The sequence below is a fragment of the Gordonia sp. GN26 genome, assembly GCF_054823965.1.
The window spans coordinates 19,520-35,594 of record NZ_JSYC01000050.1; the positions used below are offsets into that span (position 1 = coordinate 19,520).

Below are 16,075 nucleotides of genomic sequence, written 5' to 3' on the forward strand. Positions count from 1 at the left end.
ACCATACGGTCGGGGCCCGACAGATCGTGGGACGCGCGCTCAGGCCCCGGTCATCGGCGCATTGTGAGGCGCACTACCCGCCGCGGCATCCGTCGGCCCGCCGGGTGCGGCCGCGGCCGTGGGCATCTGATGCGCCGGTCGCACGAAGAAGAACGTCGCCACCACGCCGACCAGCAACGCGGCCGCGGGCAGGTACAGCGACTGACCCATCGCGGTGGCGAAACCCTCGCGGAGGAACTCCGGCAGCTGGTTCGCGCCACTGGCGTCCTGTGCGGCGCCGGCGTCGATCCCGGGCAGTTCGGCTGCGAGACGGGACTGCAGAAGGGCGCCGATCATCGCCGACCCCAGCACCGAACCGATCACGCGCAGAGTGTTGTACACGCCGGCGCCCGCCCCGGCCTGATGCCACGGCAGGTTTCGGGTGGCGGTGGCCGCCAGGGGTGCCCAGACACCCGCCGACGCGACACCCATCAGGCACAGCGGCAGGATGATCATCCACACCGGGGTGTCCGGTCGGGTGACGACACCCAGCCATCCGACGGCGATCGCGCTCAGGAGGAGGGCGGTGGAGACGATGGCGCGCGGGTGCACACGGTCGACGACGCGCCCCACGATGGGTGCCAGGATTCCGGTCAGCACCGCCATCGGGACCATCACGACCGCCGACTGGGTGGGTGTCATGCCGCCGACGAGCTGCAGGAAGAAGCTCAGCGGGATCATCATGGCCGACATCGCGAAGCCCATCGACGCGATGCCGACGGTCGCCAGTGAGAAGTTCCGGTCGCGGAACAGCCCGAGCGGGAGCAGCGGTTCGGTGCGGATGCGCGACTGCCACCAGACGAAGACGCCGAGGAAGATCACCCCGCCGACGATCAGAACCCACACCCAGGCGGCCCAGTCGAAGCTCTCGCCCTCCTGGATGCCGAACACGAGGGCGGACAGGCCGATCGCCGACAGTGCCACGCCGATCCAGTCGAACTGGTGGTCGTTGGTCTCGACCTGCGGGACCAGGATCGCGGCCAGTGCGAGGCCGGCGATGCCGACGGGCAGGTTGATGAAGAAGATCCACTCCCAGCCGAACGAGTCGGTGAGGACACCGCCGAGCAGCGGTCCCACCAGGGTCGCCACACCGGCGACCGTGCCCCAGATCCCCATCGCCGCACCGCGTTTCTCGGGCGGGAAGATGCGGGTGATCAACGACATCGTCTGCGGGGTGATGAGCGCGGCGCCGACGCCCTGCAGGGCGCGCGCGGCGATGAGCTCGCCGATCGAATCCGACAGTCCGCACCACACGCTGGCGATCGTGAAGACGATCAGGCCGATCTGGTACATCGACTTGGGCCCGTACTTGTCACCGAGTCGCCCGGTGATGAGCAGCGGCACCGCGTACGTCAGCAGGTAGGCGCTGGTGACCCACACGACGCCGTTGACGTCGGTGTTCAGGTCGGCCTGGATGCGCGGCTGCGCGACCGCCACGATCGTCATGTCGACGAGGATCATGAAGAAGCCCACGCACAGCGCCATCAGCGCGGCCCAGGGTCTCGTCGTCACCTCGGAGCCGGTGACCCCGGTGTCAGGGGTGGAACGGGTCATCTCTACTCGACCTTCTGTGCGAGGTGTTCGGCGTCTGCGCCGGGATTCGGTGCCGGGGTGGAGTCCGGCTGGGTCGGCGGGCGATACGGCGACTCCGGATCGTCGAGCCATTCGATGCGGTGGGTGCGGAGCCGCTCGACGAGGTCGTCGAGCCAGGCGATCTGGGCGGTGAGTGTGGCGATCCGACAACCCCCGTCGAGGAAGAACATCTCCGGTTTCCCCCGGGACCGGAACTCCGCGACGGCGGCCTCGACGTCGGCGAGATCGGCCCGCATGGTCGCGACCCGCCGTTCGAGGAGTTCGACGACCCGGTCCCTCGGCAGACCGTGCGCCTCGGACAGGGCGAGGTAGAGCTCCGGGTACTCCTCGGGTCGCGTCTCGAGGATGCGTTCGAGGTTCTCAGTCAGCGCTCCCCGACCCGCCTCGGTGATGGCGTACACGGTCCGTTCGGGTCGGTTGCCCTCCCGCCGAACCTCTTGGACCTCGATCGATCCGTTCTCGGCGAGCCGGTCCACCGCGTGGTACAGCGTGCCGGCGCGGAATTTGGCCAGCCGGTCCTCACGACGTGCGACGGTCGTCTGCACCATCTCGTACGGGTGCATCGGACGTTCGAGGAGAAGACCGAGCACCAGGATCGCCACCGGTCCGAGCGGCGTGGAACACGCCATACGTGCCCCCCTTGGTCCGGCGCCCCGGAGGTCGCTGATCGGCGTCGAATATTCCAGTCGGAATATACGCACGTGTCCGGTCGCTGCCAAGTGTCGCCGGCCATCATTACTGTGGACGGCATGACTCGTGCGCAGGAGGAATCCACCCAGAGCGACCCCACCGGGACGACCGATTCCGGGGAGCAGGGCAGCTATGTGATGTCCGGCCAGGAGTTCGTGCGGGACACCAAGTACATCGAGACCCGCATCACCGCCGACGGGCGGGACGGCTATCCCGTCGAGGCCGGGCGCTATCGTCTCGTCGCCGCGCGCGCCTGCCCGTGGGCCAACCGGACGCTCATCGTCCGCCGGCTCCTCGGACTCGAGGACGCCATCTCACTCGGATTGTGCGGACCCACCCACGACAAGAACTCGTGGACCTTCGACCTCGACCCCGGAGGCCTCGACCCCGTCCTGCAGATCCCGCGCCTCAAGGACGCCTACGAGAAGCGGATCCCGGGTTACCCCAAGGGGATCACCGTGCCGGCGATCGTCGACGTCCCCACCGGCGAGGTCGTGACCAACGACTTCCCCCAGATCACCATCGACTTCTCGTTGGAGTGGACCGCGTTCCACCGCGACGGCGCGCCCGAGCTCTACCCCGAGCGCCTGCGCGACGAGATCGACGAGGTGAGCCACGGGATCTACACCGAGGTCAACAACGGCGTCTACCGGTGCGGGTTCGCCGGCAGCCAGGAGGCCTACGAGGCCGCCTACGACCGCCTGTTCACCAAGCTCGACGAACTGTCCGAGCGGCTGTCGACGCAGCGATACCTGGTCGGCGACACCATCACCGAGGCCGACGTCCGGCTGTTCACGACCCTCGCCCGTTTCGACCCCGTCTACCACGGCCACTTCAAGTGCAATCGCAGCAAGCTGAGCGAGATGCCGGTGCTGTGGGCCTACGCCCGCGACCTGTTCCAGACCCCCGGCTTCGGCGACACCACCGATTTCACCCAGATCAAGCAGCACTACTACATCGTGCACACCGATGTGAACCCCACGCAGATCGTGCCCAAGGGTCCCGACCTGCGGGGATGGCTGACCCCGCATCACCGCGAGGAACTCGGCGGGCGTCCCTTCGGCGACGGCACGCCGCCCGGTCCCCCACGACCCGACGAGGTCGTCCCCGAGGAGAATTGGGTACCCAAATCATGACCGACACCACTCGAAAGCCCCCCGGCAAGGCCGTCGAGGTCACCGGCGGCATCCTCGACCGTGCACAGCGCCTGCAGGGCCCCGCGGTCAAGAAGTACGTCGACTCGCTACGCCGCAAGTACCCCGACGACTCCCCCGCCCAGATCATCGAGCGACTCGAGAAGCGCTACCTGAACGCGGTCACGGGTTCGGGGAGCGCTGTCGGCGCGGCAGCGGCCGTGCCCGGGGTCGGGACGATGACGGCCTTCGGCGCGATGACCGGTGACACCGCCTTCTTCCTCGAGGCCTCGGCGCTGCTCGCCCTGTCGATCGCCGAGGTCCACGGCATCGGCGTCCACGAGACCGACCGACGCAAGTCGCTCGTCCTGGCTGTCGCGCTCGGTGAAGAGGGAGTGCTCGCCCTCGGCCGGGTCGTCGGCACGCGTGGCGGTCCCCTGCGTCGCCTCGGCGGTGCCGCTCTGCCGTCGGGCGCGATCACCAAATTGAACAAGACCCTGATCAACAAGCTCGTGCGCAAGTACGCGATCCGGCGCGCGCCGTTGATCTTCGGCAAGTTGATGCCGGCCGGCATCGGTGCGGTCATCGGTGGCGCGGGTAGCCGCGCGCTCGGCCGCAAGGTGGTGCACAACGCGCGTGAGGCGTTCGGGCCCGCTCCCGCCTTCTGGGTTCTCGACGCCGAGGTGGTGAACGAGACGAGCCCGCTGCCGCCCGGTTCCCGGTGATCCCGGAGTCCACCGCGCCTCCCGCCACCGGGAGCACCCCCACCACGTCACCGGGCTGGATCCGGAAGCTGCTCGACGAGGCGTGGCGTTACCGTCGCATCGTCATCGTGACCCTGACCGTCACGATGATCGCGGTGGGCGTCGACGTCGTGATGCCCCTGCTGGCCAAGGCCGCGATCGACCGGGCCACCGGCGTCATCGACGACGACCTCGCCCTGTCCACCATCATCACCGGCCTTATCGCCCTCGCGTTCGTGCGCTACGCCTGCCACTTCGGACGGCGCGTGTACGCCGGCCGTCTCGCGATCAACGTGCAGAACAACCTGCGCCGGCGCCTGCTCGACACCCTGCTGCATCTCGACGGCCGCAGTCAGCACCAGATCCGGACGGGGCAGATCGTCTCCCGCTCCATCTCCGACATCCAGGTGGTCCAGGGATTGCTGGCCATGGCGCCGCTTTCGATGGGCGCGGCGGTGCAGATGGTCGTCGCGCTCGGTGTCATGGCCTATCTGTCCCCGTTGCTCACCGCGGTTGCGCTCGTGATCGCGCCGCTGATCGCCCTGGAGGTGTTCCGGACCCGCCGGAAGCTCTTCGCGGCGACGTGGTCCGCGCAGCAGTCCGCGGCCGACGTGGCCCAGCACGTCGAGGAGACCGTCACCGGCGTCCGTGTCGTCAAGGGCTTCGGCCAGGAGGACCGCGCCGTCGACGGACTGGTGACGCGCTGCCGCACCCTGTTCGCCCGGCGTCTGCGCGCGGCACGCATCAACGCCCGGTTCGGGCCCACCCTGAGCGCCATCCCCCAACTCGGCATGGTCGGCGTGATCGTCGTCGGCGGCTATCTGACGATGACGGACGCGATCACCGCCGGCACGTTCCTCGCGTTCACCACCTACGTCACCGCGATGACCGGCATCGCCCGCCTGCTCACCAATCTCATCGTCAACGCCCAGCTCGCCCGCGCCGCGGTGGAACGCGTCTACGACGTCATCGATCACCCGCGCGATCCCGGCGAGACCGCCACCGGCACGCTTCCCGACGGCCCACTCGGGGTCGAACTGGAGAACGTCTCCTTCGCCCACCACACCCATGAGGCCGACGATCCGCCCGCCGTGCTGACCGGGATCGACCTGCGTATCGAACCCGGCGAGTGCGTGGCGATCGTCGGGCCACCCGGCTCCGGGAAATCGACCATCGCCGACCTGGTCAGCCGCTTCGAGCGACCCGATGCCGGCACGATCTCCCTGGTCGGCGCCGACGGCCCGCACCCGGTGGACTCGCTGACGCCGACCGCGCTGCACGAAGCCCTCGCCACCGTCTTCGACGAGCCGTTCCTCTTCTCCGACACCATCACCGCGAACATCGCCATGGGCCCGGGCGCCACCGCCGACCCCGCTTCCCTCGCCGACCGGGTACGAGCCGCAGCAGCCGCAGCCGAGGCCACCGAGTTCATCGAGGCACTCCCCGACGGCTACGACACCGTCGTCGGCGAACGCGGCCTGACCCTCTCGGGCGGACAGCGCCAGCGGATCGCACTGGCCCGCGCCCTCTTCGCCGACCCGCGCGTCCTGGTGCTCGACGACGCGACGTCGGCGGTCGACGCCACCACCGAGGCCCGCATCCTCGGCCGCCTGCGCGACCAGAAACGGACCATGCTGGTCCTCGCCCACCGGCGGTCGACGCTCGTGCTCGCCGATCGGGTGGCCGTGCTCGACGAGGGCCGGATCACCGCGATCGGCACGCCCGCCGACCTCGAGGCCTCCTCGGCGCGGTTCCGCGAGCTGATGTCGAACGCCTCCGTGGAGCCGCACAACGACGGAGCCGCACCCAACCCGTCGAGCGTCTCCGACGACCTCATCGAGAGCCTCTGGCCCACAACGCATCTCCCGGAGGAGCAGGCCTACGCCCGGACCGGTGCGCCGGTCGGCGCCGGACCGCGGGCCGGGCAACGGGGTGGAGGCGTCGCGAGCGCACTGGGTTCGATGCCGGCGACCCCCGAACTCCAGGCACGGGTCGACGCCCTGCCACCGGCCGTCGAGGACCCCGCCGTGGATGTCACCGACGCCCGCCGCGAGAACCCGCGCTTCACCCTCCGCGGACTGCTCAGACCGGTCCGCTGGCTGCTCGCCTTCGCACTCGTGGCCATCGCCGTCGACACCCTCGTCGGCCTGGCCTTCCCCAGCATCGCCCGCGCGGTCATCGACGCGGCCGGCGATCACGACCAGCACACCCTGTGGTGGGCGGCGATCGGCGGCGTGGCACTCGTCGGCGTCGGGTGGGTCGCCGCGTCCCTGCTGACGATGACCTCCACCCGAGCCGGTGAACGCGTCCTGTTCGGACTGCGCATCCGCAGCTACGCCCACATCCAGCGCCTCGGCCTGGACTACTACGAGCGCGAGCTGTCGGGCCGGATCATGACGCGCATGACCACCGACATCGACGCGCTGTCGACGTTTCTGCAGACAGGTCTGACGTCGGCGATCGTCGCGCTCCTGACCCTGGTGGGTGTCACGGTCGCATTGCTGGTCACCGGGCCGTTGCTCGCGCTGCTGGTGCTCCCGGTCTTCCCGCTGCTCATCGTCGCCACGGTGGTCTTCCGGCGCGTCGCGAGCGCCGCCTACACGCGGTCCCGCGAGCTGATCAGCACGGTGAACGCCGACTTCCAGGAGAACATCGCCGGGATCAAGACCACCCAGACCTACCTCCGCACCGACGACGCGCAGAAGCGTTTCGGCCTGCGTTCGGCGGCGTGGGTTGCGGCCCGGATGGTGTCGCAGCGGGCGATCGCCTCGTACTTCCCGTTGATCATGTTGATGTCGGACATCGCCACCGCGATCGCACTCGGCGTCGGCGCCGGCCAGGTGGCCGACGGCTCGCTCACCGCGGGCACCCTGGTGGCCTTCGTCCTCTATCTCACGATGCTGTTCGGTCCCGTCCAGCAGCTCTCCCAGGTCTTCGACGGCTACCAGCAGGCGGCGGTCGGACTCCGGCGTATCGGCGATCTGCTGCGGACCCCGAGTTCGCTGCGGGTCAACCCGGACGCCACGACGCCGCCGGCCACCGGCTTCGACGGCGAGGTCGAGTTCGACGGGGTCGGCTTCCGGTATCAGGGCGCGGAGTCCGACGCCCTGCACGACGTCGACCTGAACATCCCCGCCGGGTCCTCGCTCGCCCTCGTCGGCCGGACCGGCGCGGGCAAGTCGACGATCGTGAAATTGCTGGCCCGCTTCTACGACCCGACCACCGGACGTGTCCTCGTGGACGGCACCGACATCGGCGACCTCGTCCTCTCCGGATACCGCAGCCGCCTGGGACTCGTCCCGCAGGAGCCACACCTCTTCACCGGGACCGTCGCGGACAACATCGCCTACGGCCGGCCGGATGCCGACCGCGCCGCGATCGTCGAGGCCGCGGCCGCGGTGGGCGCCCTACCGATGATCGCCGGCCTACCGGGGCGCATGAACCATCCCATCGGCGAACGCGGCCAAGGCCTCAGCTCCGGTCAGCGCCAGCTGATCGCCCTGGCCCGCGCCGAACTCGTCGACCCCGACCTCCTCCTGCTCGACGAGGCGACCGCCACGCTCGACCAGGCCACCGAGGCGCAGGTCCTGGCCGCCGGACGGGCGATGACGCGGCGCCGGACCTCCGTCATCGTCGCGCACCGGCTGGCCACCGCGGCCCGCGCCGATATGATCGCCGTGGTCGACGGCGGCCGAATAGTCGAACTCGGAACACACGACGAACTCCTGGCGTTGCACAGTTTGTATCGCGGCTTCTGGGAGGCCGGTGTGGATCCCGACGAGGCCGCGGTGACGGAGCCCGGTGGAATGGTGCCCGCTGCGCGTACAGACGCAGTGGATGCCGACTCCCGAGCGGGCTCGAAACAGGACGCTCGACGTGGCGCGTCCGCAACCGACAACCAGACCATCCGCGCCGGATCACCCGAGATGACGATCTGACTTCGTAGTAGCAGGTCGGTGGGTGTGACGCACCAGACGACGCGTAGCATCGGCAGATGGTTCACCGATAGTCTCCACAAGGGACGTCAGCGTGGCAGAGAACCCGGCACCTTAAGGGAATTGAGGCGAGATACCGCTGTGAGCAGCAGTTCGATTTCTGACTTCGGACAGAACACCTGGCTGGTCGAGGAAATGTACCAGCAATTCAAAGAGGACCCGAGCTCGGTGGACCCGAGTTGGCATGAACTCTTGAAGAGTTACAAGCCCGGAGACAACGGTGGTTCCGCGTCCGCCGCACCGGCCTCCTCCACCCCCTCCTCCAACGGCAGCGCACCGGCGAAGCCCGCGGCCGAGTCGGCACCGCGCAAGCAGGTGACACTCGACCAGGAGCCGACGCGGACCACCTCTGCCCGCAAGCCCTCCCCTGCCAAGGAGTCGACCGCGACCAAGGCCGCCTCCGGCCACAGCGTCGCGAGCCGTGACGGTTCCGCCCGTTCCCAGCCGAAGCCTTCTGCCGCTGCCAAGCCCGCTGCCGCCAAGCCTGCAGCCGCCGAGTCCAAGAAGGATTCCGCAGACGGCAACAAGGTGCTCCGCGGCCCCGCCGCGGCCATCGCCAAGAACATGGCGCTGTCGCTGCAGATCCCGACGGCCACCAGTGTCCGCGCGGTTCCCGCGAAGGCGATGATCGACAACCGCATCGTCGTCAACAACCACCTCGCCCGTACCCGCGGCGGCAAGATCAGCTTCACCCACATCCTGGGTTACGCGATCGTCCAGGCCATCAAGGCCTTCCCGAACATGAATCGGCACTACGCCGAGATCGACGGCAAGCCCAACGTCGTCACCCCTGCGCACACCAACCTCGGTCTGGCCATCGATCTGGTCGGCAAGGACGGCAACCGCACGCTCGTCGTCGCGGCCATCAAAGAGTGCGAGACGATGGGCTTCGCCGAGTTCTACAACGCGTACCAGGACATCGTCCGTCGTGCGCGTGACGGCAAGCTCGGCGCCGACGACTTCTCCGGCGTCACCATCTCGCTGACCAACCCCGGCACCATCGGCACCGTGCACTCCGTGCCGCGCCTGATGAAGGGTCAGGGCGCGATCATCGGCGCCGGTGCGATGGAGTACCCGGCCGAGTTCCAGGGCGCCAGCGACGAGCAGATCGCCGAGCTCGGCGTCGGCAAACTGATGACGCTGACCTCGACCTACGATCACCGCATCATCCAGGGTGCGGAGTCGGGCGACTTCCTGCGCACCATCCACGAGCTGCTGATCGACGACGCGTTCTACGACGAGATCTTCACCGCGTTCCACGTGCCCTACGAGCCGGTCCGCTGGCGTCGTGACATCCCGGCCGGCCTCGTCGACAAGAGCACCCGCGTCCTCGAGCTGATCGCGGCCTACCGCAGCCGCGGCCACCTGATGGCCGACATCGATCCGCTGATGATGAACAGCGACGCGCGCAGCAGCCATCCTGATCTCGACATCGCGACCTACGGCCTGACCCTCTGGGATCTCGACCGCACCTTCAAGGTCGGCGGTTTCCACGGCCAGGAGAAGATGAAGCTCCGCGACGTGCTGTCGATCCTGCGCGACGCCTACTGCCGCCACGTCGGTGTGGAGTACACCCACATCCTCGAGCCGGAGCAGCAGAAGTGGCTGCAGGAACGTGTCGAGGTCAAGCACGTGAAGCCGCCGGTCGGCGAGCAGAAGTACATCCTGAGCAAACTGAACGCGGCGGAGGCCTTCGAGACCTTCCTGCAGACCAAGTACGTCGGTCAGAAGCGCTTCTCGCTCGAGGGTGCCGAGTCGGTCATCCCGATGATGGACGCGGTCATCGACCAGAGTGCCGAGCACAACCTCACCGAGGTCGTGATCGGTATGCCGCACCGCGGCCGCCTCAACGTGCTCGCCAACATCGTCGGCAAGCCGTACTCGAAGATCTTCTCCGAGTTCGAGGGCAACCTGAACCCGTCGCAGGCGCACGGTTCGGGTGACGTGAAGTACCACCTCGGAGCCGAGGGCAAGTACTACCAGATGTTCGGCGACAACGAGATCAACGTCTCGCTGACCGCCAACCCGAGCCACCTCGAGGCGGTCGACCCGGTCCTCGAGGGCCTGGTCCGCGCCAAGCAGGATCTCATCGCCGACGTAGACGACGAAAGCTTCCCGATCCTGCCGCTCATGCTGCACGGCGACGCCGCATTCGCCGGTCAGGGTGTGGTCGCCGAGACGCTCAACATGGCGATGCTGCCCGGTTACCGCACCGGCGGCACCGTGCACATCGTCGTGAACAACCAGGTCGGCTTCACCACCGCCCCGGAGCACTCGCGTTCCACCGAGTACTGCACCGATGTCGCGAAGATGATCGGCGCGCCGATCTTCCACGTGAACAGCGACGATCCCGAGGCCTGTGTCTGGGTCGCGAAGCTCGCCGTCGACTACCGCCAGACGTATCACAAGGACGTCGTCATCGACCTCGTCTGCTTCCGCCGCCGCGGCCACAACGAGGGTGACGACCCCTCGATGACGCAGCCGGCGATGTACGAGGTCATCGACACCAAGCGCGGGGTCCGCAAGAGCTACACCGAGGCCCTGATCGGTCGTGGTGACATCTCGACCAAGGAGGCCGAGGACGCCCTGCGTGACTACCAGGGACAGCTCGAACGGGTCTTCAACGAGGTCAAGGAACTCGAGAAGTACCACGCCGAGCCATCGCCGTCGGTGGAGTCCGACCAGACCCTGCCGACCAAACTGGTGACCGCGGTCGACAAGGAAGTCCTGCAGACCATCGGCGACGCCTTCGTCAACGTCCCGGAGGGCTTCAACCCGCATGCGCGCGTGAAGCCGGTCCTCGAGCGTCGCGCCGAGGCCGCCCGCAACGGCGGCATCGACTGGGCCTTCGCCGAGCTCCTCGCATTCGGTTCGCTGGTCATGGAAGGACGCACCGTCCGCCTGTCCGGTCAGGACTCGCGCCGCGGCACGTTCACCCAGCGTCACTCGGTGCTCATCGACCGGGAGAACGGTTCGGAGTACACCCCGCTGAACCACCTGCTGCCCGCCGACGCCGAGGACAACGGCGGCCGCTTCATGGTGTACGACTCGCCGCTCTCCGAGTTCGGGGTCGTCGGCTTCGAATACGGCTACTCCGTGGGCAACCCGGACGCACTCGTCCTGTGGGAGGCGCAGTTCGGCGACTTCGTCAACGGCGCACAGTCGATCATCGACGAGTTCATCTCGTCCGGTGAGGCCAAGTGGGGCCAGCTCTCCGACGTCGTGCTGCTGCTGCCGCACGGTCATGAGGGCCAGGGCCCCGACCACACCTCGGGCCGCATCGAGCGCTTCCTGCAGCTGTGTGCCGAGGGCTCGATGACGGTGGCACTGCCGTCGACCCCGGCGAGCTACTTCCACCTGCTGCGTCGTCACGTGCTCGACGGCATCAGCCGCCCGCTCATCGTCTTCACCCCGAAGTCGATGCTGCGCAACAAGGCTGCCGTCAGCCCGCTGTCGGACTTCACCGACGACAAGTTCCGTTCGGTCATCGACGATCCGAAGTTCGCCAAGGGCGACGCCGACCGCAGCAAGGTCAAGCGCGTTCTGCTGGTGAGCGGCAAGCTCTACTACGAGCTCGCGGCGCGTCGTGACAAGGAGGATCGCGACGACATCGCGATCGTCCGCATCGAGCAGCTCTACCCGGTGCCGCACCGTCGCCTGCGCAAGACGCTGGAGCAGTACGGCAACGCCAGCGAGTTCCGCTGGGTCCAGGAGGAGCCGGCCAACCAGGGTCCGTGGCCGTTCCTCGGCCTGTGGCTGCCCGAGGTGCTACCCGATCTCCTCGGTGGCCTGCGCCGCGTCTCGCGTCGCCCGATGTCGGCCCCGTCCTCGGGTTCGAGCAAGGTCCATGCGGTCGAGCAGCAGGAGATCCTCGACGAGGCGTTCGGCGAGTAGCGAACCCTCACAGACGCTCAAGGAGGCCCCTGCCGGAATCATCCGGCAGGGGCCTCCTGCTGTTCAGGGGTTCACCGGCCGTAGTGCGTGAGATCAGCTTTCGATGCAGATGGATGTGCGGGGGGCGCGGCGTCCTTCGGCCATCCGCACGATCGCGGCCGACCGGCCGCCCGGATTGCCGCGTCCCGTGCTTCCCACGCACGAGATCCTCTCCTTCTAGACGATCGGCGCACCCCGGGTTTCATCCGCAGCACGGTGGTTATTCCTCCGGTACAGAGTTCGCCGTGGCCGAGCCCGTGCCGCGGCGCCGTCCGCCGACAACCGGAGGTCGATCCCTCATGTCAGCCGCGAACGTACGGGCCACCCGTTCACCCATCCGGACCGCAGCGCTCGTCGTGGGCGCGGTCTTTCTCCTGGTCGGAATCCTGGGCTTCATTCCGGGGATCACCACCGACTACGACACGTTGACCTTCGCCGGCCACCATTCGGAGGCCGCACTTCTCGGCACCTTCCAGGTGTCGATTCTCCACAACATCGTCCACCTGCTGTTCGGCATCGCGGGCATCCTGATGGCACGCGCGGCGTCGGCTGCGTTTCTGTATCTCGTCGTCGGCGGTGCCGTCTATCTCGTGCTGTGGGTCTACGGCCTGGTCATCGACCACGACAGCGGCGCCAACTTCGTGCCGGTGAACACCGCCGACAACTGGCTGCACTTCGTGCTCGGAGCCGGCATGGTCGCGCTCGGTCTCCTACTGCGTGGCCGCCGGGACCGACCCACGACGGCAGACGTCAATCCCGCGGGCGGTCCGGCGGTCTGAGGTCCGTCGCTACCCGGCTGCCTGCCCGGCGGCACCGGCCAGCGCCGGAAGGGCGGCGGTGATCAGGCCGAGGAGTTCGTCACGCGTGACCGTCGGCGAGGTCAGCCAGCCGATCGTCGTCTCCTCGACGAAGGCAACCCAGCCGTGGACGCTCAGCACGACGGTCGGGGTGACCTCGACGCCGAATGCCGGTGCGTGATCGAGAACCCGGCCGACCATCACCTCACGGGTGCGGTCGAAGACGTCGCGCATCGCGGGGTCCGAACTCGACGCCCCGCGGATGAGCGCGGTGTAGGCGGAGCGGTTCTCGCTGACGAAGTCGACGAACGCCGCCATCGAGGCGGTGAGGATGGCGATCGGATCACCCAGGGACTCGTCGGGCTCGGTGCACGCGAGCATCCGGTCGGCCTGGGCCTGCGCGATCGCTACGTGATAGTCCTGCTTGGAGGCGAAATAGTGGAACAGCAGCGCTCGCGACACCCCGGCCGCGTCGGCGATGGCGTCGATGGTGATCTCTTCCAGGGGGCGGTCCCGCACCATCTCCAGACCGAACTCCAGCAGCTGGTCACGACGCGCCTCCGGACTCATCCGGGTGCGCTTGGATGCGGTTCGCTTGTCCTCGATCACCGGCCCGGCAGCCGTTCCTCTACTGGTCACTCGGCCAGACTACTCCTATTGAGTGTTGTTCAATAACTATTGACACGTGTTCAGTATCACCCCTATGGTGGCATCATGACAACGAACGATGTAGAGATCGCCATCATCGGGGCCGGCTTCTCGGGGCTGGGTGCCGCCATCCGGATGAGGCAACACGGATTCGACGACTTCGTCCTGCTCGATCGCGGTAGCGACTTCGGCGGGACCTGGCGCGACAACACCTACCCCGGCGCCGCCTGCGACGTGCCGTCGCAGCTGTACTCCTACTCGTTCGCGAAGAACCCGACCTGGTCGCGGTCGTACTCGCACCAGCCGGAGATCCACGCGTACATCAACGACGTCGCGGCCCGCCACGACATCGCCGCCCGGTCCCGCTTCAACACCGAGGTCACCAACGCAGCCTGGGACGAGGACGAGGGCCGCTGGATCATCGACACCGCACGCGACGGCAAGACCGAGCAGATCCGCGCCCGCGTGATGATCGGCGGCGTCGGACCGCTCTGCGAGCCGAACCTCCCCGACATCGAGGGCATCGAGTCCTTCGAGGGCAAGATCGTCCACTCGGCCCGCTGGGACAACGACCACGACTTCACCGGGCAGCGTGTCGCGGTCATCGGCACCGGCGCATCGGCCATCCAGTTGGTCCCGGAGCTCGCCGAGGTGACCTCACGCCTCGACGTCTACCAGCGCACCGCACCGTGGATCGTCCCCCGCACCGAGCGCGCCTACACCAAGCTCGAGCACTGGGCCTACAAGAACGTCCCGGGCTACCAGTCGGCCGTCCGCGGCGGGATCTACGCCGCCAACGAGGTCGTCGCGTTCGGCCTGACCTACTCGCCTACCGCGCTCAAGCCCGTCGAGCTGCTGTGCCGGGCGAACATCCTGCGCGGCATCGGTCGTGACGCCGAGCTCCGCCGCAAGGCCACCCCCGCCTTCCAGGTCGGCTGCAAGCGCATCCTGCGGTCCAACGACTGGTACCCCGCCCTAGCTCGACCCAACGTCGACCTCGTCACCGACGGGATCGACCGCATCACCGCGAACGGTGTCGTCGCCAAGGACGGCACGAAGCGTGAGGTCGACGTCATCGTCGTCGCCACCGGCTTCCACGTCACCGACTCCCCCGTGTTCGAGAAGATCGTGGGCAAGGACCAGCGCAGCCTCGCCGACGTCTGGTCCGAGATCGGCATGCAAGGCTACAAGGGCTCGTTCGTCCACGGCTTCCCGAACATGATGCTGATGGTCGGACCGTCGACCGGCCTCGGCCACACCTCGATGGTGTACATGATCGAGTCGCAGCTCAACTACCTCGTGGACTACCTGAAAACCGCTCGGGCACAGGGAATCACCCGGACCGAGGTGCGACTGTCGGCCCAGCAGGAGTACAACGCGGGCATCCAGCACAAGCTGCGCAACAGCGTGTGGGTCAACGGCGGCTGCGCCTCCTGGTACAAGGACGCCAACGGCAACATCACCACGCTGTGGCCGGGATTCACCTTCGCCTTCCGCAACACCACCCGCCGCTTCGACATCGCCGCATACGATGTCACCCGCGGTGCGCGTCGTCCACTGACCTCCGCCCCGGGCCGGGGCGACGAGTCGACGTCGGATCAGCCGGCGGCCGTGAACGCCTGAGCGTTTCCACGCCCACAGATTTCGACACCATCTCGAGGAGAGACAACTCATGAAGGACTTTCGCGACAAGGTCGTGGTGATCACCGGTGCCGGTTCGGGCATGGGCCGCGACATCGCCGTCAAACTGGCCGCACAGGGCGCCCGCCTCGCCATCTCCGACGTCACACCCGACGGGCTGGCGGAGACCGAGCGTCTGGTGAAAGCGGCCGGCGCAGAGGTGCATTCGCAGCTTCTCAACGTCGCCGAGCGCGAGGCCGTGCTGACCTACGCCGACACCGTCAAGGACCATTTCGGCGTGGTCAACGTGGTCTTCAACAACGCGGGCATCGCGCATCACGGTGAAGTCGAACGCACCGAGTTCAAGGACATCGAGCGCGTCATGGACGTCGACTACTGGGGAGTCGTCAACGGCACCAAGGCGTTCCTGCCGCACCTGATCGCCTCCGGCGACGGCCACATCGTCAACACGTCGTCGCTGTTCGGTCTGCTCGCCGAACCCGGTCAGGCCGCGTACAACTCGGCGAAGTTCGCCGTCCGCGGCTTCACCGAGGCGCTGCGCCAGGAGATGATCATCGCCAAGCACCCGGTGAAGGTGTCCTGCGTACACCCGGGCGGTATCAAGACCGCGATCGCCCGCAACGCGACCGTGTCCGGCGACCACGATCAGAAGGCCACCGCCGCCTTCTTCGACCGTTACCTCGCGCGGATGTCGTCCGAGGACGCCGCCGACGTCATCATCGCGGGCGTGCGGAAGGACAAGGCGCGCATCCTCGTCGGCGCCGACGCCAAGATCCTCGACATCGCGGTGCGCATCGTCGCGTCGAAGTACCAGTGGGTTTCGGCGAAGGCCACCAGCTGGGCGCTGTCGAAGGCCCAGTAAC

At 67.9% G+C, this 16,075-nt stretch carries 10 protein-coding genes; 7 read left to right on the forward strand and 3 right to left on the reverse strand.

The features are described 5' to 3' along the window. Positions 1 to 39 precede the first annotated feature (39 nt). Positions 40 to 1,593, reverse strand: a complete 1,554-nt coding sequence (locus OK17_RS12310) for a DHA2 family efflux MFS transporter permease subunit (RefSeq protein WP_461417616.1) — start codon at positions 1,591 to 1,593, stop codon at positions 40 to 42. Between the two features lie 2 nt (positions 1,594 to 1,595). After that, the gene (locus OK17_RS12315) at positions 1,596 to 2,261 is read right to left on the reverse strand and encodes a helix-turn-helix transcriptional regulator (RefSeq protein ID WP_461417617.1); all 666 of its coding nucleotides are present in this window, start codon (positions 2,259 to 2,261) and stop codon (positions 1,596 to 1,598) included. 120 nt (positions 2,262 to 2,381) lie between these two features. On the opposite strand from OK17_RS12315, the gene OK17_RS12320 reads away from it, so the two are divergent. From OK17_RS12320 to OK17_RS12340, 5 genes are all read left to right on the forward strand, one after another. Further along, positions 2,382 to 3,458, forward strand: coding sequence for a glutathione S-transferase family protein (locus OK17_RS12320; RefSeq protein WP_006865827.1), 1,077 nt, complete (start codon positions 2,382 to 2,384; stop codon positions 3,456 to 3,458). Continuing rightward, complete coding sequence (locus OK17_RS12325; protein ID WP_232715736.1) at positions 3,455 to 4,180, forward strand: hypothetical protein; 726 nt, start codon at positions 3,455 to 3,457, stop codon at positions 4,178 to 4,180. Before OK17_RS12320 ends, OK17_RS12325 begins: the two co-directional genes overlap by 4 nt. After that, positions 4,177 to 8,136: an ABC transporter ATP-binding protein gene (locus tag OK17_RS12330; RefSeq protein WP_232715735.1), complete on the forward strand. Its 3,960-nt coding sequence runs from the start codon at positions 4,177 to 4,179 to the stop codon at positions 8,134 to 8,136. Before OK17_RS12325 ends, OK17_RS12330 begins: the two co-directional genes overlap by 4 nt. 138 nt (positions 8,137 to 8,274) lie before the next feature. After that, on the forward strand, positions 8,275 to 12,087 hold the full coding sequence (locus tag OK17_RS12335; RefSeq protein WP_461417618.1) for a multifunctional oxoglutarate decarboxylase/oxoglutarate dehydrogenase thiamine pyrophosphate-binding subunit/dihydrolipoyllysine-residue succinyltransferase subunit: 3,813 nt from the start codon (positions 8,275 to 8,277) through the stop codon (positions 12,085 to 12,087). A 338-nt stretch (positions 12,088 to 12,425) separates the two neighbouring features. Beyond that, a complete protein-coding gene (locus OK17_RS12340) occupies positions 12,426 to 12,905 on the forward strand; it encodes a DUF4383 domain-containing protein (RefSeq protein WP_232715734.1) in 480 nt (159 codons plus the stop codon). Between the two features lie 9 nt (positions 12,906 to 12,914). Here OK17_RS12340 and OK17_RS12345 read toward each other — a convergent pair whose 3' ends face one another. Then, entirely contained in the window at positions 12,915 to 13,562 is a 648-nt protein-coding gene (locus tag OK17_RS12345) for a TetR/AcrR family transcriptional regulator (protein ID WP_232715733.1), read from the reverse strand. Between the two features lie 75 nt (positions 13,563 to 13,637). Between OK17_RS12345 and OK17_RS12350 the strand changes: the two genes are divergently transcribed. Further along, a complete protein-coding gene (locus tag OK17_RS12350; protein WP_461417619.1) occupies positions 13,638 to 15,194 on the forward strand; it encodes a flavin-containing monooxygenase in 1,557 nt (518 codons plus the stop codon). 49 nt (positions 15,195 to 15,243) lie between these two features. Beyond that, positions 15,244 to 16,074, forward strand: coding sequence for an SDR family NAD(P)-dependent oxidoreductase (locus OK17_RS12355; RefSeq protein ID WP_006865835.1), 831 nt, complete (start codon positions 15,244 to 15,246; stop codon positions 16,072 to 16,074). Position 16,075: the final 1 nt, after the last annotated feature.